Annotated in this window: 19 protein-coding genes; 10 read left to right on the top strand and 9 right to left on the bottom strand. The window is 69.9% G+C overall.

The features are described 5' to 3' along the window. The 3 genes from ACWDX9_RS25750 to ACWDX9_RS25740 all read right to left on the bottom strand — a co-directional run. Positions 1-704: 4'-phosphopantetheinyl transferase family protein (locus ACWDX9_RS25750; RefSeq protein ID WP_449958018.1), on the bottom strand; the 704-nt coding region annotated here is incomplete at its 3' end. Positions 705-837: 133 nt separating this feature from the next. Next, positions 838-1,500: a response regulator transcription factor gene (locus ACWDX9_RS25745; RefSeq protein ID WP_350728275.1), complete on the bottom strand. Its 663-nt coding sequence runs from the start codon at positions 1,498-1,500 to the stop codon at positions 838-840. After that, positions 1,487-2,434 (bottom strand): sensor histidine kinase, encoded by a 948-nt coding sequence (locus ACWDX9_RS25740; protein ID WP_355199580.1) that lies wholly within the window; start codon positions 2,432-2,434, stop codon positions 1,487-1,489. Before ACWDX9_RS25740 ends, ACWDX9_RS25745 begins: the two co-directional genes overlap by 14 nt. Before the next feature lie 891 nt (positions 2,435-3,325). Here ACWDX9_RS25740 and ACWDX9_RS25735 point away from each other — a divergent pair. Beyond that, complete coding sequence (locus tag ACWDX9_RS25735; RefSeq protein ID WP_449958015.1) at positions 3,326-6,070, top strand: AAA family ATPase; 2,745 nt, start codon at positions 3,326-3,328, stop codon at positions 6,068-6,070. A gap of 211 nt (positions 6,071-6,281) precedes the next feature. Further along, positions 6,282-7,211, top strand: coding sequence for an aldo/keto reductase (locus ACWDX9_RS25730; RefSeq protein ID WP_449958013.1), 930 nt, complete (start codon positions 6,282-6,284; stop codon positions 7,209-7,211). A gap of 16 nt (positions 7,212-7,227) precedes the next feature. On the opposite strand, the gene ACWDX9_RS25725 is transcribed toward ACWDX9_RS25730, so the two are convergent. Then, a complete protein-coding gene (locus ACWDX9_RS25725; RefSeq protein WP_364248238.1) occupies positions 7,228-8,106 on the bottom strand; it encodes a UbiA family prenyltransferase in 879 nt (292 codons plus the stop codon). 209 nt (positions 8,107-8,315) lie between these two features. Between ACWDX9_RS25725 and ACWDX9_RS25720 the strand changes: the two genes are divergently transcribed. Then, complete coding sequence (locus ACWDX9_RS25720) at positions 8,316-9,983, top strand: 2-isopropylmalate synthase (RefSeq protein WP_449958011.1); 1,668 nt, start codon at positions 8,316-8,318, stop codon at positions 9,981-9,983. A 258-nt stretch (positions 9,984-10,241) separates the two neighbouring features. On the opposite strand, the gene ACWDX9_RS25715 is transcribed toward ACWDX9_RS25720, so the two are convergent. After that, positions 10,242-10,451, bottom strand: coding sequence for a DUF5988 family protein (locus tag ACWDX9_RS25715; RefSeq protein WP_350728269.1), 210 nt, complete (start codon positions 10,449-10,451; stop codon positions 10,242-10,244). 12 nt (positions 10,452-10,463) lie between these two features. Then, entirely contained in the window at positions 10,464-11,876 is a 1,413-nt protein-coding gene (locus ACWDX9_RS25710; protein ID WP_350728268.1) for an acyl-CoA carboxylase subunit beta, read from the bottom strand. A 320-nt stretch (positions 11,877-12,196) separates the two neighbouring features. Between ACWDX9_RS25710 and ACWDX9_RS25705 the strand changes: the two genes are divergently transcribed. Further along, on the top strand, positions 12,197-13,405 hold the full coding sequence (locus ACWDX9_RS25705; protein WP_363979437.1) for an NAD(P)-dependent malic enzyme: 1,209 nt from the start codon (positions 12,197-12,199) through the stop codon (positions 13,403-13,405). Positions 13,406-13,488: 83 nt separating this feature from the next. Here the strand turns inward: ACWDX9_RS25705 and ACWDX9_RS25700 are convergent, their stop codons facing one another. Together ACWDX9_RS25700 and ACWDX9_RS25695 are read right to left on the bottom strand one after the other, a co-directional pair. Next, the gene (locus tag ACWDX9_RS25700) at positions 13,489-13,917 is read right to left on the bottom strand and encodes a nucleoside deaminase (protein ID WP_449958008.1); all 429 of its coding nucleotides are present in this window, start codon (positions 13,915-13,917) and stop codon (positions 13,489-13,491) included. 54 nt (positions 13,918-13,971) lie between these two features. After that, positions 13,972-14,829, bottom strand: a complete 858-nt coding sequence (locus ACWDX9_RS25695; RefSeq protein ID WP_449958006.1) for a DUF4429 domain-containing protein — start codon at positions 14,827-14,829, stop codon at positions 13,972-13,974. 37 nt (positions 14,830-14,866) lie between these two features. On the opposite strand from ACWDX9_RS25695, the gene ACWDX9_RS25690 reads away from it, so the two are divergent. Then, positions 14,867-15,454 (top strand): HD domain-containing protein, encoded by a 588-nt coding sequence (locus ACWDX9_RS25690; RefSeq protein ID WP_449958004.1) that lies wholly within the window; start codon positions 14,867-14,869, stop codon positions 15,452-15,454. Here ACWDX9_RS25690 and ACWDX9_RS25685 read toward each other — a convergent pair. Beyond that, a complete protein-coding gene (locus ACWDX9_RS25685; protein ID WP_449958002.1) occupies positions 15,451-16,161 on the bottom strand; it encodes a FadR/GntR family transcriptional regulator in 711 nt (236 codons plus the stop codon). The genes ACWDX9_RS25690 and ACWDX9_RS25685 overlap by 4 nt on opposite strands. A 132-nt stretch (positions 16,162-16,293) precedes the next feature. Here ACWDX9_RS25685 and ACWDX9_RS25680 point away from each other — a divergent pair, with 132 nt between their 5' ends. The 5 genes from ACWDX9_RS25680 to ACWDX9_RS25660 are packed head-to-tail and all read left to right on the top strand — an operon-like array spanning position 16,294 to position 22,729. Next, positions 16,294-17,898 (top strand): ABC transporter substrate-binding protein, encoded by a 1,605-nt coding sequence (locus ACWDX9_RS25680; protein ID WP_449958001.1) that lies wholly within the window; start codon positions 16,294-16,296, stop codon positions 17,896-17,898. Then, entirely contained in the window at positions 17,895-18,854 is a 960-nt protein-coding gene (locus tag ACWDX9_RS25675) for an ABC transporter permease (protein ID WP_449957999.1), read from the top strand. Before ACWDX9_RS25680 ends, ACWDX9_RS25675 begins: the two co-directional genes overlap by 4 nt. Continuing rightward, positions 18,851-20,800 (top strand): dipeptide/oligopeptide/nickel ABC transporter permease/ATP-binding protein, encoded by a 1,950-nt coding sequence (locus tag ACWDX9_RS25670; protein WP_449957997.1) that lies wholly within the window; start codon positions 18,851-18,853, stop codon positions 20,798-20,800. Before ACWDX9_RS25675 ends, ACWDX9_RS25670 begins: the two co-directional genes overlap by 4 nt. Further along, positions 20,793-21,827 (top strand): oligopeptide/dipeptide ABC transporter ATP-binding protein, encoded by a 1,035-nt coding sequence (locus tag ACWDX9_RS25665; protein WP_449957995.1) that lies wholly within the window; start codon positions 20,793-20,795, stop codon positions 21,825-21,827. Before ACWDX9_RS25670 ends, ACWDX9_RS25665 begins: the two co-directional genes overlap by 8 nt. After that, the gene (locus tag ACWDX9_RS25660; protein WP_449957993.1) at positions 21,824-22,729 is read left to right on the top strand and encodes a dihydrodipicolinate synthase family protein; all 906 of its coding nucleotides are present in this window, start codon (positions 21,824-21,826) and stop codon (positions 22,727-22,729) included. Before ACWDX9_RS25665 ends, ACWDX9_RS25660 begins: the two co-directional genes overlap by 4 nt. Position 22,730: the final 1 nt, after the last annotated feature.

Genomic DNA, 22,730 nt, shown 5'->3' with positions numbered 1-22,730 from the left:
CGCCTGTGCGCCGCGCGGTGGCGGCGGGCGCCGGGGCCGGAGGCCTTGACGATGGCGGTGACGATGAGGCCGTCCTGGGCCTTCCACGTGCCGGAGAAGCCCATCAGCTGCCGGCCCTCCACCTGCGGTCCGGTCACCAGGAGCCGGGCGGAGAACGTGCCCTGCACCGGGTTGAAGGTGAGGATCGCGTCCTCGAAGTCGAGCCACCGCTTCGCCAGCGGGAACCAGGCCTTGTAGACCGACTCCTTCGCCGAGAACAGCAGGCGGTCCCATGCGACGTCCGGGTAGTCGGCGGCGAGCGCGCTCAGCGACTTACGCTCCTCAGCCAGGGAGACCGCTTCCAGGACGCCGTACGACAGCGGCTGGTTGGGTTCGGCGTCGATGCCGATCGTGATGGTGTCGGTGCCGGGGCTGAGGACGGCGCCGCGGTAACCGGCGCAGTGGGTGATGCTGCCCACGAAGCCCGTCGGCCATTGAGGTTCGCCGCGCACGCCGGGCAGGATGGGCTGCTCGGGCAGGCCGAGCAGCCCCATCGCGGTCCTGGCGCACATGCGTGCCGTGGCGAACTCCTTGCGCCGGCTCTCCACCGATCGGCTGATCACCTCTTCTTCCCCAGGGAAGAGCACCGCGTCGTGGTCGTCGAACGTGTCGACCGCCACCACCCACGGCGGGAGGATGCTCCCGATGAATGCATTGGTGTTCACAATTCCACGCTAGGCAGGGCCTTCGCGGAAGAAAATGTTCGGGCGCTTCTTCTCGGGCTCTCCGGAGACGGTTGCGGGGTGAACCTACCCCGGGAAGGGGGTCTGATTTATCCAGATATATGGCGATTTAGGGTTAATTGTCGGATCGTGTCCGTGATGGTGTGATCAGTGAGGCGTCGATCGCCCGGTTGACGGCGTCGATGCGCGAGGCGGCCCCGAGCTTGACGAAGATGTTGCGCAGGTGGCGCTTCACCGTGGCTTCCGTGGTGTTGATGCGGGCGGCGATCTGCCGGTTGCTGAGCGCCTGCGCGGCCAGCTCGAGGACCTCCCGCTCCTTGCTCGTCAGCACCTCGGACGGTGAGCTCTCCATCTGGGCGAGGCTCTCGCGGGAGACGGCGAGCACGACCCGTTCCGGCTCGTCGTGCACGCTGCGGATGGCCGACACCAGCTCGTGCCAGTGGACGCTCTTCAGCAGGTATCCGCGGATGCCGGCGGCCAGGAGCCGGTGCAGCAGCTGCGGTCCGTCGTACATGCTCAGGATGATGATCTGCGTGTTCGGTGACTGGATGCGCAGGCGGGTCACGGTGTCGGTGGCGGAGTCACCGGGGATCTCCACGTCGAGCAGGAGAATGTCCGGCTTCTTGTCGGCCACCATCTTGAGCGCGCCGCTGGAGGTGCCGGCCTCGCCCACCACGACCAGCCCCTCCTGAGACTCCAGGATCTCCCTGAGGCCCTCGCGGAAGAGCGCGTGGTCGTCCACGATGGCCACTGTGGTCGGTTGCTCACTCCTGATCATCGGGTCGCCTCTGGATGGGCACCGCGAGGTCGACCCTCGCCCCCTTGCCGGGCTCGCTCACGATGTTGACCGTGCCGCCGAGCAGCTGGGTGCGTTCCCGGATGGAGGACAGGCCCAGGCTGCCCTTGGGCGCCTGCTGACTCGGGTCGAAGCCGCAGCCGTCGTCGATCACGGAGGCGATCAGCTCGTGCGGCGCGACGTCGATCCTGATGAAGATGGTCGAAGGGTCTCCGTGGGTGAGCGCGTTGCGGGCCGCTTCGCGCAGGATGAGCAGGCACTCCTCGCTGACGATCGGGGGCGCCCAGCTCTGGTCGCCGTTGACGACGAGCTCGACCTGTACGTCGTCGGTCCCGATCACGTCCAGATAGCCGAGCAGTCCCTTCTCCAGGGTTCTCCCGTCGGGAGGGTGGAGGTCGGAGGTCACCTGGCGCAGGCTGCACATCGTCTCCTGGATGGCCTGCTGCGCCATTTCCAGCTTGGCCAGCGCCTTGGCCGGCTCGGACGGCCGGTAGAGGTTCGACAGCTCCAGCTGGCGCTGGGCGACGCTGAGGCTGTGGCCGATGCGGTCGTGTAACTCCCTGGCGATCCGGCGGCGCTCGGCCATCTGCGCCTCGGTCACCTGGTTCAGCAAGAACCCGGTGTAGCTGCTGGAGGCCTCCCTGATGCGCAGGGAGATGCTCTGTTCGAGAGCCGTCACCACAAGCCTGAGCAGTCGGGCGGCCTGGGTGTCGTCCTGAAGTCGGTGACTGAGAGTAGTGAATGCGGCGCGGAAGAAGACCGACGCGGCCAGGAGGGATTCTCTCGGGTGGATACCGGCGGACGCTCTGGACACGCCGATGTCCCAGGACAGGAAACGGGACGTCTCGTCGTCGAGTAAGCGGCCTGCTCGCAGCGTGCCGGCCATCTCCGTCAGGATCTCGCCCGCGTTAGCCATGACCTGGGCTTTCGTGTGCTGATCCCTGATCAGTACGCTGCCGATCGAGGCCAGTCCCTGCTCGTACTTGCTCAGTATGTCGGCTCGACACTCCTCGATAAGATTCGCCGTCCCCGTGGCATCATGCTCGCCCCTTTGCGCAATTTCTCCCACCATGTCCCCTTGGAAATGCACGAATGCTTACATCTTGGGTCAACACTGATGAGTAGGCAACTGTATGAACATAGGCCCCGATGCTCCGCGGGCTGCGTTCCGGGCCCGCGAGCCCTGTGACCAGTGGGAACGCCTGCGACGTAGGAATGTCAATATTTCGTGACTTAGGGTGCCCTATCTTGTGGCGGCTCGGCGGGGGGCCTCCAGGGTCGGGGAGGCGGGGTCGATCTTGTGCTCACCGTCCAATAGGAGTCGTTTGTGAGATGTGAAGCCGCCGCGGTCGGTAAGGCCCAGATCGACATGAGCACGGCTCGCATTGGCGCTGCTGGGCAATGTTGACGCGTGGGTAATAAATGATTCAAGCGCTTCGCCGGGCCCCCAGCCCACCCCTGGGCCGCGGGGCCACGGACGGTGGCCCAGGGCCTGGTGCCGCACCGAGGCGCCGCACCGAGTCGACCGCCCGGCCGATCGACTCGGACCACCCGTTGGTCCGAAAGTTGGAGACGGACTGGTCCGTGTGGAGCGGCGGGCGTTATTAAGGATAAGCCATATTGTGGGCACCCCGAACTGACACCTAACGTGATGACCGTCAACCCATAACCGGATACGGAAGAGGTTGAGGGTCATGCGGCAAGTCCGACGGATCGTGAATTCGAAGCCGAAAAAAGAGCTTAATGGCTCCTTGGACCTCAGAACCCCTTCCGGCCGGAAATTGCCTTTCTAAAAGGGGTGTCCAACATGGGGCTGTACGAAAGAGACACCGCCATGGCCTCCATGCAAGGTCTCCTCGCCGAGGCCGTGGGCGGCAAGGGCCGGGTCGCAATGGTGACGGGAGTCGTTGCGACGGGCAAGAGCGAGCTCCTGCACGCCTTCGCCGAGCAGGCTCTGGAGCACGGCGCGCTGCCGCTGGTGGCCACCGCCACCCGGGCGGAGAGCGACCTGCCGCTGGGCGTGCTCGGCCAGCTCTTCCAGAACGCGCCGCTACAGGAAGACGTACGCGCGCTCGCGGCGGACCTGCTGCGGGAGGGCGCGCAGATGGCCTCCCCCGCGAAGGGGGAGAGCTTTGAACAGGTGGACGCCCAGATCGTCCACTCGTTGTCCGCGGTGCTGCTCTCGCTCGCCGAGCGCCACCCGCTGGTGATCGTCGTCGACGACGTCCACCTCGCCGACAGGGCCTCGCTGCTCTGCCTGTCCTACCTCGTCCGCAGGGCCAGATACTCCCCGCTCATGGCGGTGTTCGGCCAGACCGACTACCGGCCGCACACCCACGGCTTCTTCGCCACCGAGATGCTGCGCCAGCCGCACTGCACGGCCGTGAGGCTGGCCCCGCTGTCGTACGACGCGGTGGTGAGCATGGCGGCCGAGCACCTGGGCGAGGCGGCGGCCGAAGCCGTGGCCCCGGACTGGTACGCGCTGAGCGGCGGCAACCCGCTCCTGCTCAGGGGCCTGATCGAGGACTTCGGGACGAGCGGCGGCGCCCCCGCCGAGCGTTACGGCGAGGCGGTGCTGTCCTGCCTGCACCGGGCCGACCCCGCGCTCCTGCAGGTCGCCGGCTGGCTCGCGGTGCTGGACGACCCGGAACTCCTGCAGCGCCTGGTCGACGCGGACGGCACGACGGTCGCCCAGGCCACCCGCTGGCTGGAGACCGCCGGCCTGCTGGAGTCGGGCCACTACCGGGCCGAGATCGCCAGGCAGACGGTGCTGGCCGAGCTGGGCGACGAGCTGCGGCGCAGCGTGCACCGCAGGGCCGCCGAGCTGCTGCACCTGGAGGCGGCCGACGATGTCGCGATAGCCGAGCACCTGGTCGGCGCCGACGCCACCGACCTGCCGTGGGCCGTCCCCGTGCTGGAGGCCGCGGCGCTGCACCGGCTGGACGACGGGTTCGTGGACGAGGCGGTCGACTATCTCAAGCTCGCCTGGCGCTGCTGCACGGACGAGCGGCGGCGTACGACCATCGCCACGCTCCTGATGCGCGCGGAGTGGCGCATCAACCCCAGCACCCCGGCCGAGCACATCGCCGAGCTGACCGACGCCCTGCACAACGGCACCCTGCGCGGCAGCGACGCGGTCGTCCTGGCCAGGGCGCTGCTCTGGCACGGCAAGGTGGACGACGCCTGCCAGGTGCTCGAACACCTGAAGGAGAGCGGCGACACCGAGCCGCAGACCGTGGCCGAGCTCGTCGGCACCCGGTTGTGGCTGCGCGCCTCGGCGCCGCCGTTGCTCGCCCACGTCAACCGGGCGACCACCGAGCAGAACAAGGACGCCGTCCTACCGGTGCGGGTGAGCCGTAGGCTGGAGGCGATCAACGCTCTGACCTCGGTGCTCACCCGCGGTCCCCGCGAGCGCACCCTGGCCACGGTGGAGCGGATCCTGCACAGCTCCCGCCTGGACGAGATGTCCATGGACACGGTGGAGAGCTCGCTGCTCGCGCTCACCTACGGCGGCTGGCCGGACAAGGCGGCGCCGTGGTGCGACGCCTTCATCGAGGAGGCGCAGTCCCGCAGCGCGCCGGCCCGCCGGGCCCGGCTCACCGCGATCCGCGCCGAGATCGCCATGCGGCGCGGCGACCTGGAGACCGCGGCCTCGTCCGCGCGCCTGGCCCTGGAGCTCATCCCGCCGGCCAGCTGGGGCGTGACCGTGGGTTCCCCGCTGGCCAACCTGATGCTGGCCAGCACGGCCATGGGGCAGTACGACCAGGCGCTCGCCCAGGTCAACACCGCTGTCCCGGAGGCCATGCTGCGCACCCGCTTCGGGCTGCACTACCTGCACGCCCGCGGGCGCTACCACCTGGCCGTGGACCATCCGGCGGCGGCGCTGCGGGACTTCCGCTTCTGCGGCGAGCTCATGGGCGAGTGGGAGATGGACACGCCGGGCTTCATCGCCTGGCGTGCCGACGCGGCCGAGGCGCTCATCCGGATGGGCGAGCACGACGAGGCCCGTTCCCTGGTCGAGGAGCAGCTGTCGCGCTGCGGCCCCATGGCCTCCCGTACGCAAGGGATCGCGCTGCGCCTGATGGCCGCCACGAGCGAGCTCCGGCACCGGCCCATGCTGCTGCGGCAGTCCACGGACCGGCTGCAGGCCTGCGGCGACCGCTACGAGCTGGCCCGGTCGCTGTTCGAGCTCACCGAGGCGTTCCACAGCGTCGGGGAGTTCCGCAGGGCGGGGATCATCGCCAGCCGTACGCGCATCCTCGCGCAGGAGTGCGGCGCCCAGCCGCTGAGCCAGGCGCTGGCCGGTGACGGCTCCTCCGCCGGCGACGGGCAGAACGCGGAGATCAGCAAGGTCGTGGCGATCCTCAGCGACGCCGAGCGCCGGGTCGCCGGCCTGGCCTCGGTCGGCTACACCAACCGGGAGATCGCGGCCAAGCTGTTCATCACGGTGAGCACGGTGGAACAGCACCTGACGCGCATCTATCGCAAGCTCGGAATCACTCAGAGATCGGATCTTCCTACCGATCTGGAGCTGAGCCCGACCGTCCGCTAACCCCTCCCAGATCCTGCCCACCGCGCGGAGTCCGCGCGGTGGGCAGCTCCATTAACTGGGTGTATAACTGGTCGTTGCGTTCTGTGTCAGGCGGCTTAAACGGGAAAGATTCTCCCCTTATTCATCCGCCCACAGGGGGGATAGGGGTTGTGGCACAATCGCGGCCCGCAGATCGTATGTATAACGTGACGGCCAAATGGAGGGGAGTGTCGTGGACAGCAGAAGGCTGGGCGATGCGGGGCTGATCACCTCGTGTCTGGGCTTCGGGTGTCTGGCCCTCTCAGGTGTGTACGGCGACGTGGACCGCTCGGAGTCCCTGGCGTTGATCCACTACGTTCTCGACGTGGGCGTGACGCTGCTCGACATGTCCGACGACCAGGCCGACGGGGAGGTGGAGCGGCTCGTCGGCGAGGCCGTCCGGCCCTGGCGCGACGACGTGCTCCTGGCGACGCGGACCGTCCGGCGCGGCACCGGCTGCGGCGAGCTGGCGCAGTCGTGCGACGCCTCGCTGAAGCGCCTGGGCGTCGACTACGTCGACCTCTACATCGCGGGCCACGAGGAGCCGTCCGTGCCGGTCGAGGAGACCGCCCACCAGCTGGCGGACCTGGTGACCGCGGGCAAGGCCCGCCACGTCGGCCTGTCGGGGGTGACGGGGGACGAGCTCCGCCGGGCGCACGCGGTCCATCCGGTGGCCGCCCTGGCGATGGAATACTCCCTTTGGCACCGTACGGTCGAGCTCGACCAGCTGCCGGTGGCGCGCGAGCTCGGGATCGGCGTGCTGGCCGGCCGGCCACTGGGCCGCGGCTTCCTGACCGGGCGTAGCCTGTCGCCCTCGCGGCTCGGCCCGGCCGACCCTCGCCGGGCGGATCCCCGGTTCTCGTCGCACAACCTCCCGCGCAACGGCGCGATGCTCCGGCGGCTGCAGGCCGAGGCGGCGAACATGGACGTCAGCACGGGCCGCCTGGCCCTGGCCTGGTTGCTGTCGCGGGGGCCGGACGTGGTGCCGGTGCCCAGCACGCGTGATCCGGTCCACCTGGAGATGAACGTGGGTTCGGTCAGGCTCCTGCTGACCGAGACGGTGTGCCGGCGGGTGGAGGAGGCCTTCCCGCCCGGCTCGACCGGCGCGGACTGCGCGGTCTGATCGGCCGGTCCGCCTGTCAGATGAGGAAGAGCGGCAGGATCGCCAGGCCGTGCAGCGCGTACTGGGTGGCCATGAAGGCGCCGTACGGCTCGCGGCGGCGGCCCTTGAAGCACAGGACCGTGATGACCAGCGCCCCGCCGATCATGGCGAGCGCGGACGGCCACAGCGGGAGCCTCAGCAGCAGGACGGCCGCGGCGAAGGCCAGCGCCAGCCCGATCGCCGTGCAGCAGATCGTCAGCCGCAGGACGCGCTCGCCGTGCATGACCGCGAAGGTCATCCGCCCGGCGCGGGCGTCGCCCTCGATGTCGGGCAGGTCCTTGGTCGTCGAGCCCACGAGAGCGGTCCACAGCGACGCGGCGAGCACGAAGACGACCAGCATCAGCGAGCTCCTGATCTCGCTCGCGTAGGAGAAGGCGCCCCCGTAGTAGGTGAGCAGGGTGGCCACGCCTCCGGTCAGGACCGTGCCGCCCGAGCTGCGCTTGAGCGGGAACGGCGGGCCCGAGTAGAGGTAGCCGAGCGTCAGCACGACGGCGAGCATGCCGCCCATCAGCGGGGCGAGCGCGAAGCCGGCCGCGAGCGACAGCAGGGCCGCGCCGATCGCGACCGCGCTGGCGAAGCCCGGCGGCAGGTCGCCGCGGACGATGGGCCTGCGTGAGCCGTTGAGCCGGTCCTCCGGCACGTCCATGACGCCGTTGAAGAGGTAGACGGCGAAGATCATCATCACCCATGCCGCGGCGCCCCAGACCGTTCTGCCCAGGTGCCCGTCGTCGCCGGCGACCGAGGCGCACAGCGCCGTGCCGGTGAGGAAGCGCAGCAGGAAGATGAACTGCACCGTAGGCCGCGCCTCCGCGAAACACAGACCGCCTCGCCGGATCGCCGGTTCGATAGTCGCCATGATCGGAGTGTGCAGGGCCGGCAGGGGCCGGAGAAGGGGGGTGCGTCGAAAGATACCGGGGGCGCGCACTCTCGATACCCCTGCGGAATCCCTTGGTCAGGACCGGCACTCTCATGATCCCCGACCTGTTCGCGGGCCCGTCGCCGCTTGTACGTTGAGTGCGGAGATCTCCTAGAGCCACACCATGAGACCTGCGAAGGAGATTCACGATGGCCCCGACCCGTCCCGTCGAGCGCTATTCGAACTTCACCCCGCTGGCCCTGCCCGACCGGACCTGGCCGGACAAGAGGATCGTGGCGGCGCCCCGCTGGCTGTCGACGGACCTCCGCGACGGAAACCAGTCGCTGGCCAACCCGATGTCGCCGGCGCGGAAGCTGCGGATGTTCGAGCTGCTCGTCGACCTCGGCTACAAGGAGATCGAAGTCGGATTCCCCGTGGCCAGCCAGGACGACTACGACTTCGTGCGGATGCTCATCGAGCAGGACCGCATCCCGGACGACGTATGGATCTCGGTGCTCGTACCGGCGCGGGACGAGCTGATCGAGCGCTCGGTCTCCGCGCTGGCCGGCGCCCCCCGCGCCACCTTCCACCTCTACAACGCGACCGCGCCGCTGTTCCGGCGCGTGGTGTTCAACATGGACCGGGCCCAGTGCAAGGACCTGGCCGTGCAGGGCACCCGGCTGATGATGAAGTACGCCGAGCGGGACCTGGCGGACTGCGACCTGCGCTACCAGTACTCGCCCGAGCTGTTCAACGAGACCGAGGCGGACTTCGCCCTCGAGGTCTGCGAGGCGGTCATGGACGTGTGGGAGACCGGCCCCGGCCGCCCGATCATCCTGAACTTCCCCACCACCGTCGAGCGCTCCCTGCCCTCGGTGTTCGCCGACCAGATCGAATGGCTGGACCGCAACCTCTCCCGCAGGGAGCACGTCTGCCTGTCCATCCACCCGCACAACGACCGCGGCACGGGGGTGGCCGCGTCCGAGCTGGCGCTGCTGGCCGGGGCCGAGCGCATCGAGGGGTGCCTGTTCGGCAACGGCGAGCGGGCGGGCAACGTCTGCCTGGTGACGCTCGGCATGAACATGTTCACCCACGGGGTGGACCCGGGGATCGACTTCTCCGACATCGACCGGATCCGCGACACGGTCGAGCTCTGCAACGAGATCCCCGTGCACCCCCGGCACCCTTACGGCGGCGAGCTCGTGTACACCGCCTTCTCCGGCTCGCACCAGGACGCGATCAAGAAGGGCTTCGACGACCTGGAGCGGGCCGCCGGCGAGAGCGGCGTCGAGGTCGACGAGATGCCGTGGAGCATGCCGTACCTGCCGGTGGACCCCAAGGACGTCGGGCGCACGTACGAGGCGATCGTGCGGATCAACAGCCAGTCGGGCAAGGGCGGCATCGCGTACGTCATGAGCGCCTGGCACGGGATGCGGCTGCCCCGCGAGCTGCAGCGGGAGTTCGCCGGGCTGGTCCAGGCCCGGGCGGAGGCACGGGGCAGCGAGCTGACGCCCGACGAGATCTGGGCGCTGTTCGAGCAGGAGTACCTCACCGGCCAGGCCCGGACCGACACCCTGGGGCGGGGCGACCGGATCACCGCGACGCTCCACATGGACGGCCAGCAGGAGCAGGCCGTGCGGGCCATCGGCGTCACGATGGCGCCCTGGGGCGTCGACGTGCGGGCGGTGCACCGGGCCGACGGCACCGAGCGCGTCACGAGCATGAAGACGACGGTCTACGCCGAGTGCAAGGTGGACGGTACGACGGTCTGGGGCGTGGGCGTGGACACCAACGTGGTCGACGCGACCCTCGCCGCGGTCGGCTCGGCCGCCAGGCGGAGCGGACGGACGGGGGTCACGCTCGCGAACGCCAGCTGATGCCGGAGGACACGCCGACGGCCGCCGAAAGGCGGCCGTCGCGGCGTTTTTACGTGAAAAGCAAGAACGAGAGCCACCGTCCATTTGATTCAGGGCGGTGGCTCTCGTTCTGCTGGGGGCTTCGCAAAAGGGGAAGTGCCGTCTAGATCAATGCCTCACCTCTCCGGCGGGATAAACATCCGGCAAACTCGACTACTCATATTGAATCGCCGGTCCGGCTGTTTTCCCACCCCTAGCGAACCCTTAGGCGGTCACCTGTCACTCGGCAATGGCCGTCCGCATGATCCAGTGGTAAGCGGGCACCTCCTGCCCGTCCACGCGCGTGCGCTCGCCATTGTGGAGAAAGTGCTCGTATCCGCTGCCGAAAGGCAGTTTGATCTTCTCGCAGAACTTCGCGAGGGTAACGATCCGCTGCTCGGCAGGGAGGTGGTTCGGTCCGCCGACGAGCATTACCTTGATGTTCGACATGGTCTCCTCGATTCAGAGCGGGATATTGGAGTGGCAGCCGCGGTCCTGCGGTGCCGATGCCAGTGCTTCCGCCAGCCGGAGCCGGGTCTCGAGAGGCGAGACGACCGCGTCGACCACGCCGAGCGACATCGCCCGCTCGACCCCGCCGGCCGTCCGCCGATGCTCTTCCACCAGTCGCGCGTGCAGGTCCGCCTGCTCGGACTCGGGCACCGCGGCCAGCCGCTTGCGGTGCAGGATGCCGACCGCCGCCTCGGCCCCCATGACCGCCACCTCCGCGTCGGGCCAGGCGTACACCGCGGTCGCGCCCAGCGACCTGGAGTTCATGGCGATGTAGGCGCCGCCGTACGACTTGCGGGTGATGAGCGTGACGCGGGGGACGACCGACTCGGCGAAGGCGTGCAGGAGCTTGGCGCCCCGCCTGACCACGCCGCCCCACTCCTGCTGGACGCCGGGCAGGTAGCCGGGCACGTCGACCACGACCACGAGCGGGACGCCGAGCGAGTCGCACATCCGCACGAAACGCGAGGCCTTCTCCGCCGAGAGCGAGTCGAGGCAGCCGCCCTTGCGCAGCGGGTTGTTGGCGATCACGCCCACGGCCCGCCCGCCCAGCCGGCCGAGCCCGATCACCATGTTGGGGGCCCAGCGGGGCTGGAACTCCAGGAACTCCGGGTCCAGGAGCTCGCGGAGGACCGGCCGGACGTCGTAGGCGCGGCGCGGCTGCTCGGGGAGGAGGGCCCGCAGGTCGCGCGGCTCGCTCAGCGCGGCGAAGTCGAACCGGCCGGGCCGGGTGAAGAACCCCGTCAGCAGGCGGGCCCGGTCGTAGGCCGCCTGCTCGGAGTCGACCGTGATGTGTGCGACCCCCGATTTGGGGCCGTGCGCCTCCGGGCCGCCCAGGCCCGCCATGTCGATCTCCTCGCCGGTGACGCTGCGGACGACGTCGGGGCCGGTGATGAAGACCCGCGCGACGTCCGACATGATGATCACGTCGGTCAGCGCGGGCCCGTAGGCGGCCGCGCCCGCGGCCGGTCCGAGGACCACCGAGATCTGCGGGATCAGGCCGGAGGCCGCGGTCATGGCGGCGAACATGCGGCCGACGCCGTCCATCGACTCCACGCCGTCGGCCAGCCGGGCGCCGCCGGAATGCCACAGGCCGATCACCGGGCAGCGCCGCCGGACGGCCAGCTGGATGGCCTCGACGATGCGATTCGCGCCTGCCCAGCCCAGCGCGCCGCCCATGCGCGTCGCGTCCGTGCAGTAGGCGATGACCGGCGAGCCGTCGATCAGACCGTGTACGGCCTGCACGCCGCTCTCTTCGTCGCCGGGCATCGGCACCATGGAGCCGGGATCCAGGAGCCGCGAGAGGCGTGCCGATGGCGTCCGCGGATCGAGTGGTGCTTCCGTGGGAAAAGCGGTCAGGACCGTCATCGTTGTCCTTTCGCAGGTATCTGTCCTTCGAATTTCCCGACCGACCCCTATCCCGGACAACCCCTACTGCCTCGTACCTCTTACCAGGGGGAGGCTCCGATATAGGGGGGACGTGGGGTAACCGGGAATGGCCGCCCGTGTGACACTCGAGCTGTGTTGTTAATCACATCGACGTAGCGGACGGGGCCGCGCAGAAAGGCATGGACGTCATGAAACGTGCACAGCTCAAAAAGGCGCGCCCGGCGCGTACCACGGTGCGGAACGAGGTGCCTGACTTACGCACCCCGTCCGGCCGGATGCTGCGGTTCTAGGAGCTCCGGATGACGACCGAAATCACCGCGCCGGCCATCAGCCTCGCCACGCTTCTCGACCAGGATCCGGCTTTCCGCCTGCACGAGGGCGGCAAATTGGAGACGCGCCCGTCGGTGCCGGTGCGCGACGCCGGCGACCTGTCGCTCGCGTACACGCCGGGGGTGGCCCGCGTGTGCACGGCCATCGCCGAGCGGCCGGAGCTGGCCGACGACTACACCTGGCGGTCCAACGTGGTCGCCGTGGTCACCGACGGCACCGCCGTGCTCGGGCTCGGCGACATCGGCCCCACCGCGGCCATGCCGGTCATGGAGGGCAAGTCGCTGCTGTTCAAGCAGTTCGGCGGAGTGGACTCCGTGCCCATCTGCCTGGACTGCACGGACGTCGACGAGCTGGTGGAGACGATCGCCCGGATGGCCCCGTCCTTCGGCGGCATCAACCTCGAGGACATCAGCGCCCCGCGCTGCTTCGAGGTGGAGCGCCGGCTCAAGGAGCGGCTGGGCATCCCGGTCTTCCACGACGACCAGCACGGCACGGCGATCGTGGTGCTGGCCGCGCTGCGTAACGCGGCCCGGCTGACCGGGCGGCGGCTGTGGGACCTGCGGGCCGTCGTGGCCGGCGCGGGCGCCTCCGGGCTCGCGGTCACGAGCATGCTGCTCAAGGCCGGCATCTCCGAGGTCATCGTGTCCGACAGCAAGGGTGTGATCCACCAGGGCCGCGGCGACCTCAACACGTACAAGGCCCTGATCGCGACCTGCACGAACCAGTCGGGCCACACCGGCACGACCGAGGAGGCCATGGCCGGGGCGGACGTCTTCATCGGCCTGTCGGGCTCGACGATCAGCGAGCGGGCCATCGCGTCGATGGCGCCGGGCTCCATCGTGTTCGCCCTGTCCAACCCCGAGCCGGAGATCCACCCGGGGATCGCGCTGGAGCACGCCGCCATCGTGGCCACCGGGCGCAGCGACTTCCCCAACCAGATCAACAACGTGCTCGCCTTCCCCGGCGTGTTCAGGGGCGCCCTGTCGGCGCGGGCCGTGGAGATCACCGAGAACATGAAGATGGCCGCCGCGCACGCCCTGTCGAGCGTGATCGAGGAGGAGCTGTCGGCGGAGCGGATCATCCCGGAGCCGTTCGACCCCCGGGTGGTGCCCGCGGTCGCCGCGGCGGTGGCCGACCAGGCCCGCCGCGACGGCGTGGCCCGCCTGCGCGGCCTCTGAGGCGCACCGGCCGGGGCGCCCGGCTCCGCGGTCACACCGCGGAGGCCGGTCGCGTCCCGGCAGGCCGCTCGTCGCGGGAAGGGTCAGACGTAATAGCCCTCGACGGGTACGCGCGCCTCGTCGTACAGGGCCGGGCCTTCGACGGGCGGGTCCACGAAGGCGCTGCCCGGCGGCTTGAGGCCGTTGAGCTGATCGCCGGACAGCGCGTAGACGACGCGGCCCAGGCCCGAACGGGCGATGGCCCCCGCGCACATCCCGCACGGCTGGCAACTGGTGTACATCGTGGTCCTGGCCGCGGCCGCGGGGTCGAGCTCGCGGGCGGCCCAGCGGGCCAGCTTCAGCTCCGGGTGCGCGGTGATGTCGCGGTCGGTGAGCGAGCTGTTGCGCTCCTCGACCAGAATCGAGCCGTCCGGGCCCGCCAGCAGCGAGCCGAACGGCGGGTTGCCGCCGGCACGGGCCTCCGCGGCCAGTTCGATGGCGCGGCGCAGGAGTTTCTCTTCGTCATGGGTCACGCTAGGTTCTCCATCCTGGGCATCTGGCCACATTCTGCCCTGATCGGGCGGGGGTCACGTCTCCTGAAGGCGGCGGATCATGGCCTGCTTGGCCGCCGCGAACTCCTCGTCGGTCAGCACCCCGGACCGGTGCAGCTCCCCGAGCTCCCCCAGGCGGCGCAGGACCGCGTCGTGCACGTCGTCGGAGACGGGCGGGGGAGGCGGCGGCAGCTCGGCCTCCCTCGGAAGCCGGGCCAGCACGGCCGCGGCGACCAGGGCGGTGGTCCCGCCGAAGCGCTGGATGCCCCACGACACGCAGTGGAGGTCCTTCTGCGGCGGCTGCGCGGCACCCTCACCCTTGACGCGGAACCGCAGCGTGCCGTAACCCATGCCGGACTGCGGCTTCCACTCCACGCCGGCCACGTCCGACAGCGGGAACTCCTGCGGCCCGGCCTTCTCCTTCTCCGTGCTCGCGAACCCGGTCCACTCCAGCCGCACCCGCTCCCCGTCGAAGAGCGCGGTGCCGTCGCCCGCCGTGGCCGAGATGGGCACGGAGGGCGCGGCCAGGAGGTAGTCCTCGCAGGCGGCGGTGGGCGTCTGGTAGACGAGCAGGGTGTCGCGGACCTCGTCGGCGAAGTATTCGGCCGCGCCCGCGCGGCTCTTGGGGACGGTCAGCCGGTACGGGTCGGCGGGCGGGCCGAGCAGCCCCGCGACCGCGTCGGAGAGCGGGTCGGCCCCCTTGCGCAGCCGCATCCGCACGTGGCCGCCCTTGCGCGACGGCTCGAACGCCATGCTCGCGATCGCCTCCAGCGGCACCACGACTTCGCCCAGCGTCCTGCGCAGCTCGTGCACGCCCTTGTCGCTTCCGGGGACGATGCGCAGGAACTCGCCGTTGAACGTCCACGAGCCGTCGGCGACGGCGATCTCGGCCATATTCTCAGCCTAGGACACGCGGGACGAGAGGAGCGGGATGGAGATCTTCACGAGCTGGTCGTCCTGGGCGCAGGCGGAAGGCCCCCTGAGCGAGGCGCTCCCGCCGGGGACCACGGATTCCCTGCGCGACGCGGTGGAGTTCGCCCGCGCTCAGCACGGGGTGCAGCAGCGGCCGACCGGGCGCCCGTACGTGGAGCATCTGCTCGAGGCGCTGGAGGTGGCCGTGGTCGGCGCCGAGCTGACCGACCGGGACGTGCTCGTGGCGATCGTGCTGCACGACGTGCTGGAGGACACGCCGTGCACCGAGGCGGACATCGCGCGCAGGTACGGCGCCGGCGTGGCCGAGCTCGTGCGGTGGGTGACCAAGCCGCGCGGGGTCGCGAAGGTCGACTACCTGAGCACCCTCGTGCAGGCGCCGCTGCACGCGGTGTTCGTGAAGCTGGCCGACCGGGTGAGCAACGTGCAGGAGCTGCAGCGGATGCCGTGGCGGTTCCAGCGGCGCTACTACCTGGAGACCGTGGCCTACATCATGCCGCTGGCCGGCGCCCACCCCTGGTTCGCCGGGTGGTTCGGGGAGTGGCGCACGCGCTGGCATCCCCGCGTGGAGCGGCTCAGCGCGTACTAGCCGCCGATCCTGGCCACGCGGTTGCGTACCCCCTCGAAATGGGCGTGTACGGCGGCCACGGCCGCGTCCCGGTCGCCGGCCAGCACGGCCGTGTAGATGTCGCGATGGCGCCTGACCACGTCGCCCGGCGGCTCGTCGGGCGCGCCGAGCTCGTCGCGCAGCTGGTAGTAGACGTCCCAGAACGCTCCCAGGAGCTGGCTCACCAGCGGGTTGCCGAGCGGGCGGTAGAGGAGGTCGTGGAAGATGCGGTCGGTCTCGGGGGAGACCGGCCCGATCGGCGCCTCGGCCTCCATCCTGGCGATGACGTCGGCGACCGGCGTCAGGTCGACCTCGGGGCCCAGCTCGATGAGGCGCTCGACGAGACCGCTCTCCAGGATCTCCCGGATCTCGATCAGGTTGGCCAGGTGGTTCTTGCCGTTCTGCAGCGTGATGCGGCTGTGGAAGGTCAGCTCGTCCACCAGCCCCGCCAGCGACATCCGGCCCACGAACATGCCGAAGCCGTGGCGGATGTCCACGATGCCGACCGCCTGCAGGGCCTTGAGCGCCTCCCTGACCGAGTTGCGGCTGACCCGCAGCTCCTCCATGAGCTCCGACTCGGTCGGCAGGGGGTCCCCGGCCACCAGTCCACGCCGGACGATCAGGTCCTTGACGCCCTCCTGGGCCTCGACGGCACGGCTCGGCCGCGCCGGACGCGGGACTGCGGTCATGAAAATTCCTTTCGCCCGATGTAACATTCCGGAAATCTTCTGTTGACCTCAAGCGGTGGCACCATCTAGCGTCCACGTTACGGCAAAGATAGGACATGGGATGTCCCACGTGCTACGTCCCAGGAGGATTCCGTGAGCTCTGAGTTCAGCCGCCGCGACTTTCTGCGTTACAGCGGGGCTACGGGTGCGGCAGCGTTCGTCGCGGCGACGCTCTCCGCGTGTTCCGGCGGTCCGGCCTCGACCGGATCGGTCGGCGCCGGATCCAACAAGGATCTGATCACCGCCGTCATCGGGTACGGCAACGACCAGAGCTGGGATCCGACGCAGACCGCGTCGGCGTTCGCGATGGCGGGGATCAGCCACATCTACGAGGGGCTGCTCGACACCGACCCGATCACGCGCGAGCCCTACCCGGCCCTGGCCACCGCCCTGCCCACCGACCTGAACGCGACCTCCTGGAAGTTCACGCTCAGGGACGGCGCCAAGTGGCACGACGGCCAGCCGGTCACCGCCGACGACGTGGTCTTCACCTTCGAGCGGATCCTGGGCCCCGACAACGTCCTGACCGGCAACTTCTTCAAGTCCTGGCTCCAGGAGGTGAAGAAGGTCGATGACAAGAACGTCGAGCTGGTCTTCAAGTTCCCCTTCCCCGACGCCGCGCCCAGGCTGACCATCGCCAAGATCATGCCGAAGCACGTGTTCAGCCAGGCGGGCGCGTGGGACAAGGCCAAGAGCGGCATGACGATGGGCTCGGGGCCGTACAAGCAGACCGCGCACAACCCCAAGTCCAACACCACCTTCGAGGCGTTCGACGGCTACAACGGGCCGCGTCCGGCCACGGCCAAGAAGATGAACTGGCTGACGATCGTGGACGCCGCCGCCCGCGTGGCCAAGATCTCCGGCGGCTCGGCCGAGGCGCAGATCGCCGACAACATCCCGTACGCCAACGTCGAGCAGCTCAAGCAGCAGGGCCTGACGGTCGAGGGCGGCAAGGGCATGAACCACATGTTCCTGATGTTCAACACGGGCGCCAAGCCCTTCGACGACGTACGGGTGCGCCAGGCCCTGCACTACGCGATCGACAAGCAGAAGATGATCGACGTGGCGCTCAAGGGCCACGGCACGGCCTCCAGCTCCTTCCTCAACGAGGGCAACCCCACCTACAAGCGGGCCTCGGTCGTCTACGACTACGACCCCGAGAAGGCCAAGGCGCTGCTGGCGGAGGCCGGGGTCAAGAACCTCACGATCAACCTCATGGCCGTGAACGTGAGCTGGATCGCGGACTGCCTGCCCACCATCGCCGCCTCCTGGGAGGCCATCGGCATCAAGACCACGCTGGAGCCGCAGGACACGGCCGCGTTGTTCGCCAAGATGGACCAGTTCCAGGACTACCAGGTGGTCGCCGCCGCCTCGAACCCCAACCAGTTCGGCATGGACGCCGACCTGATCCTGCACTACAACTACGTGCCCGGCGGCCTGTGGATGAAGTACAGCCACTGGGACGGCACCGCGGACGCCAAGAAGCTGTTCGCGATGATGGACGAGGCCAGCAAGGAAACCGACAAGACCAAGCGGACCGAAGTTATCCACAAATATCTGGACTTTGTGGCTGAGCAGGCCATCCTCTACCCCGTCGTCCACAATGAGCTGATGACCGCCTGGGACCCGAAGAAGCTGTCCGGCATCCGCGCCCAGCCCTACCCCGGCATCAACCTGCTGCAGGCCAAGAGGACATGACGCTCGTCGCCAGGATGCTGCTCCGGCGGCTCCTCATGCTGATCCCGCTGCTGCTCGGCGTGGTCGCGTTCGTCTTCATCGTGATGCGCTTCTCCAACAGCAAGCCGGAGTACGCGTACTTCCAGGGCGCGAACCCGACCCCCGAGCAGATCCACCAGTTCCAGCTCGAGAACGGCCTGCTGGACCCGTTGCCCCTGCGCTATGTCCGCTTCGTCGCGGACCTGGCCCAGGGCGACATGGGCACCAGCGTGCTCACCAAGAAGCCGGTGGTGGAGTCCATCGCGACCGCGCTGCCGCTGACCCTGCAGCTCACGTTCCTGGGCCTGGCCGTCGCGGTGGTGCTGTCGCTGGTGTTCGGCGTCACCGCGGCGCTGTACCGCGACCGCTGGCCGGACCAGGTGATCCGCGTGGTGTCGCTGGTCGGGGTGGCGGCGCCGTCGTTCTGGCTGGCGCTGCTGATGATCCAGTACCTGGCCGTCGGCGAGGGCCTGCTCCCGACGGGCGGCTACATCAACCCGGCCGACTCCACGGCGGGCTGGCTGCAGTCGATGACGCTGCCCGCGCTGTCGCTGTCGCTGCCGATCGCCGCCCAGCTCACCCGCATCATCCGCACCTCGATGGTGGAGGAGCTGGATCGCGACTACGTACGCACCGCGATCGGCAGCGGCCTGCCGCCGATCGTGGTCGTCGGCAAGAACGTGCTGCGCAACGCCCTGATCACCCCGCTGACCGTGCTCGGCCTGCGCATCGGCTACCTGATCGGCGGCACCGTCGTCATCGAGACCATCTACGGCCTGCCCGGCATGGGCCAGCTCATGATCAACGCTGTGCGCGACGGCGATCCGGCCGTCGTCCAGGGCGTGGTGCTGACCATCGCGGTCGGCTTCATGGTCGTCAACCTGGTCGTGGACGTCCTCTACCTGCTGGTCAACCCCCGCCTCAGGAGCGCCGCATGAGACGTGGACTGACGGAACGGCTCTCCGTGCCGAAGAAGGGGCCGGGCGTGGGCCTGCGCCGCCTCAAGCCCCTGTCGTGGGTGGCGGTCGGCATCGTGGCCGTGGTCGTGCTGGCCGCGCTGCTGGCGCCGTGGATCGCGCCGAACTCGCCGTACTTCCAGGAGGCCACCGGCGGCGGCCCGTCGGCCGCGCACTGGATGGGCCTCGACAGCGCCAACCGCGACATCCTGTCCAGGCTCCTGTACGGGGCCCGCTGGTCGCTGATCATCGGCCTCGGCGCGACCGCGCTCGCCCTGGTGGCCGGGGCGGTCGTCGGCGCGATCGCGGCCACCTCGCGCCGGGCCGTGGACGAGACCATCATGCGCGTGCTCGACGTCGTCATGGCCTTCCCCGGCATCGCGCTGGCGGCGGTGCTGGTGGCGGTGTTCGGCGGCAGCATCCTGGTGCTGGTCATGGCCATGGCCTTCCTCTACATGCCGTCCGTGGCCAGGGTCGTGCGGGCCAACGTGATCGCCCAGTACGGCGAGGACTACGTGGCGGCCGAGCGGATCATCGGGGCACGCACGCCGTACATCGTCGTCAAGCACGTCGCGATCAACTGCGCCGCGCCCGTGCTGGTCTTCTGCACGGTGATGGTGGCCGACGCGATCGTGTTCGAGGCGTCGCTGTCGTTCATCGGCGCCGGCGTACGCCCGCCGAACCCCTCCTGGGGCAGCGTCATCGCCGACGGCAAGAACATGGTGCTGCTCGGCGGCTGGTGGGCCACCGTCTTCCCCGGCCTGCTGATCCTGCTGACCGTGCTCGCGCTCAACATCCTCTCGGAGGGCATCTCCGACGCCTGGGCCGCGCCCGCCGCCCGCAGGGCCCCAATAGATCAGCTCGTGAAGAAGGACGACGCGTTCGAGCGGGCCAGGCCCGGCTCCGGCGAGGTCGTCGAGCTCCCCGGGCTGGCCGAGGCCGCCCGCAGGCTGGCCGAACGCGCCCGCCCGCTCCCGCAGGGGCCGCCGATCCTCTCGGTGGAACGGCTACGGATCGGGTTCGCGGACGGTGTGGACATCGTGGACGGCATCGGCTTCGAGGTGCGCCCGGGCGAGGTGCTCGGCCTGGTCGGCGAGTCGGGCTGCGGCAAGTCGCTGACCGCGCTGACCATCATGGGCCTGCAGCCGCGCAACGCCCGCGTCAGCGGCCACGTCCGCTTCGACCAGCGCGAACTGCTCTCGGAGTCGCGCCGCGCCCGCCGCCGCCTGCTCGGCCACGAGATGGCGATGATCTACCAGGACGCCCTCTCGTCCCTGAACCCGGCCATGACCATCAAGGCCCAGATCAAGCAGCTCACCCGCCGCGGCGGCCGGCGCACCCCCGCCGAACTGCTCGAACTCGTCGGCCTCGACGCCCGCCGCACCCTGTCCGCCTACCCGCACGAGCTGTCGGGCGGCCAGCGGCAGCGGGTGCTGATCGCGATGGCGCTGTCGCGCGACCCGAAGCTGATCGTCGCCGACGAGCCCACCACCGCGCTCGACGTCACCGTCCAGGCGCAGGTCATCGAGCTGCTGCTGAAGCTGCGCGAGGAGCTGGGGTTCGCGCTGATCCTCGTCTCGCACGACCTCGCGCTGGTCGCCGACGTCACCGACCGCGTGGTCGTCATGTACGGCGGCCAGATCGTCGAGACCGGCGCCACGGCGACCCTGGTCGGCGCGCCCGCCCACCACTACGCCCGCGGCCTGCTGGGCTCGGTGCTGTCGCTGGAGTCGGGGGCCGAGCGGCTCACGCAGATCCCCGGCGTGGTGCCCGCCCCGGCCGACTTCCCGCCCGGCTGCCGGTTCGCCGACCGGTGCCCCATGGCCACGGACGTGTGCCGTACTGAGGCTCCGGTGCTGACGGGGGACACCACGCACGCGGTGGCCTGCCATCATCCGGCGCTCGTAGGAAGTGAGCAGCATGCTTGAGCTGAAGGACGTGCACGTCGTGCACAAGGCCCGCTCGGGCGGCCTGTTCTCGCGGGACCGCGTCCACGCGCTGACCGCGGCGAACCTCACGGTGAGCGCCGGCGAGACGGTCGGGGTCGTGGGGGAGTCGGGCTGCGGCAAGTCCACGCTGGCCAGGGTGCTGGTCGGCCTGCAACAGCCCACCCAGGGCAGCGTGACCTTCCGCGGCAAGGACCTCTGGGCGCTGAAGGAGGGCGAGCGGCGCGCGCTGATCGGCTCCAGCGTCGGGATGATCTTCCAGGACCCGTCCACGGCGCTCAACCGGCGCCTGCCCGTCAGGCAGGTGCTGCGCGACCCGCTCAACGTGCACCGCCGCGGCACCCCCGCCCAGCGCGACGCCCGCGTACGCGAACTGCTCGACCTGGTGGGCCTGCCCGCCGGCGCCGCCGACGCGCTGCCCAGCCAGCTCTCCGGCGGGCAGCGCCAGCGCGTGGCCGTGGCCAGGGCGCTCGCGCTCGAACCCGACCTGGTCGTGGCCGACGAGCCCACCAGCGCGCTCGACGTGTCGGTCCGCGCCCAGATCCTCAACCTGCTGCTCGACCTGAAGGAACGGCTCGGACTCGCGCTGGTGTTCGTCTCGCACGACATCCAGACGGTACGCAGGATGAGCGACCGCGTGGTCACCATGTACCTCGGCAGGATCGTCGAGCAGGCGCCCGCGCGGGCCGTGCCGATGGGCGCCCGCCACCCGTACACGCGGGCCCTGTTCTCTGCGACCCCGGGCCTGATCTCGCCGATCAACCCGATCCCGCTCGTGGGCGTGGTGCCCTCCGCCACCAGACCGCCGAGCGGCTGCCCGTTCCGCACCCGGTGCTGGCGGGCAGACCACCTTTGTGCGGAGGACTGGCCGGCGGCGCGGACCGAAGGCGACCACCTCCGTGCGGAGGACCGGCCCGCGGCGCGGACCGAAGGCGACCACCTCTTCCACTGCCACCACCCGGTGGCGGCGGGAGCAACTGATGTAGAGCTGATCCAGGAGCGCGCATGACTTTGACCGGCGTCATTCCCCCGGTTTGCACCCCGTTGACCCCTGACTACGAGGTGGACGCCGCCTCGCTGGTCCGGTTGGTCGACCACCTGCTGGCAGGGGGCGTGGACGCGCTGTTCGTGCTGGGGTCGTCGTCGGAGGTGGCGTACCTGACGGACGCGCAGCGCCGGGTGGTGCTGGACACCGTGGTCGGCCACGTGGGCGGGCAGGTGCCGGTGCTGGCCGGGGTGATCGACATGACGACGCCACGCGTGCTCGAACACGTGCGGGTGGCGGCCGAGGCGGGGGTGTCGGGGCTGGTGGCGACCGCGCCGTTCTACACGCGTACCCATCCGGAGGAGATCCGCACCCATTTCCGGACCATCGCCGCGCGGGGCGGGCTGCCCGTTTACGCGTACGACCTGCCGGTTTCCGTGCACACCAAGCTGAGTGCCGAACTCCTGCTCGGGCTGGCCGCCGAGGGGGCGCTGGCCGGAGTGAAGGACTCCAGCGGCGACGACGGCGGCCTGCGCCAGGTCATCCTGGGCCGCGAGGCGCCCTTCAGCGTGCTCACGGGGTCCGAGGTGACCGTGGACTCGGCGCTGTGGATGGGCGCGGACGGCGTGGTGCCCGGGCTGGGCAACGTGGACCCGCAGGGGTACGTCGAGCTCTACCAGTGTGCCTCCCGGGGCGACTGGCAGGCGGCAAGGGCGGAGCAGGAGCGCCTGGTCAGGCTGTTCGAGATAGTCCGTGTAGGCGGCTCACGCATGGGCGGCAGCTCATCGGGCCTCGGAGCCTTCAAAGCGGCGCTTCACCTACGCGGTGTCATCGACTGCCCGATCACCGCGCTCCCGCAGGTTCCGCTCAATGACGACGAGGTAGGCCGGATCGGCAAGCTCCTGGCTGCCGCCGGGCTGCTCTGAA

This window comes from Nonomuraea sp. NPDC003201 (assembly GCF_053590415.1).
The sequence above is the reverse complement of the archived record's forward strand: the minus strand, read 5'-3'. Positions and strand labels throughout refer to the sequence as shown.

Bases quoted from the DNA above. Each gene is read 5' to 3' on its own strand.
- ACWDX9_RS25660 (WP_449957993.1), top strand. From the start codon at position 21,824: ATGACTTTGACCGGCGTCATTCCCCCGGTTTGCACCCCGTTGACCCCT.
- ACWDX9_RS25675 (WP_449957999.1), top strand. From the start codon at position 17,895: ATGACGCTCGTCGCCAGGATGCTGCTCCGGCGGCTCCTCATGCTGATC.
- ACWDX9_RS25690 (WP_449958004.1), top strand. From the start codon at position 14,867: ATGGAGATCTTCACGAGCTGGTCGTCCTGGGCGCAGGCGGAAGGCCCC.
- ACWDX9_RS25745 (WP_350728275.1), bottom strand. From the start codon at position 1,500: ATGATCAGGAGTGAGCAACCGACCACAGTGGCCATCGTGGACGACCAC.
- ACWDX9_RS25710 (WP_350728268.1), bottom strand. From the start codon at position 11,876: ATGACGGTCCTGACCGCTTTTCCCACGGAAGCACCACTCGATCCGCGG.
- ACWDX9_RS25685 (WP_449958002.1), bottom strand. From the start codon at position 16,161: ATGACCGCAGTCCCGCGTCCGGCGCGGCCGAGCCGTGCCGTCGAGGCC.
- ACWDX9_RS25715 (WP_350728269.1), bottom strand. From the start codon at position 10,451: ATGTCGAACATCAAGGTAATGCTCGTCGGCGGACCGAACCACCTCCCT.
- ACWDX9_RS25695 (WP_449958006.1), bottom strand. From the start codon at position 14,829: ATGGCCGAGATCGCCGTCGCCGACGGCTCGTGGACGTTCAACGGCGAG.
- ACWDX9_RS25725 (WP_364248238.1), bottom strand. From the start codon at position 8,106: ATGGCGACTATCGAACCGGCGATCCGGCGAGGCGGTCTGTGTTTCGCG.
- ACWDX9_RS25670 (WP_449957997.1), top strand. From the start codon at position 18,851: ATGAGACGTGGACTGACGGAACGGCTCTCCGTGCCGAAGAAGGGGCCG.
- ACWDX9_RS25665 (WP_449957995.1), top strand. From the start codon at position 20,793: ATGCTTGAGCTGAAGGACGTGCACGTCGTGCACAAGGCCCGCTCGGGC.
- ACWDX9_RS25740 (WP_355199580.1), bottom strand. From the start codon at position 2,434: ATGGCTAACGCGGGCGAGATCCTGACGGAGATGGCCGGCACGCTGCGA.
- ACWDX9_RS25735 (WP_449958015.1), top strand. From the start codon at position 3,326: ATGGGGCTGTACGAAAGAGACACCGCCATGGCCTCCATGCAAGGTCTC.
- ACWDX9_RS25705 (WP_363979437.1), top strand. From the start codon at position 12,197: ATGACGACCGAAATCACCGCGCCGGCCATCAGCCTCGCCACGCTTCTC.
- ACWDX9_RS25720 (WP_449958011.1), top strand. From the start codon at position 8,316: ATGGCCCCGACCCGTCCCGTCGAGCGCTATTCGAACTTCACCCCGCTG.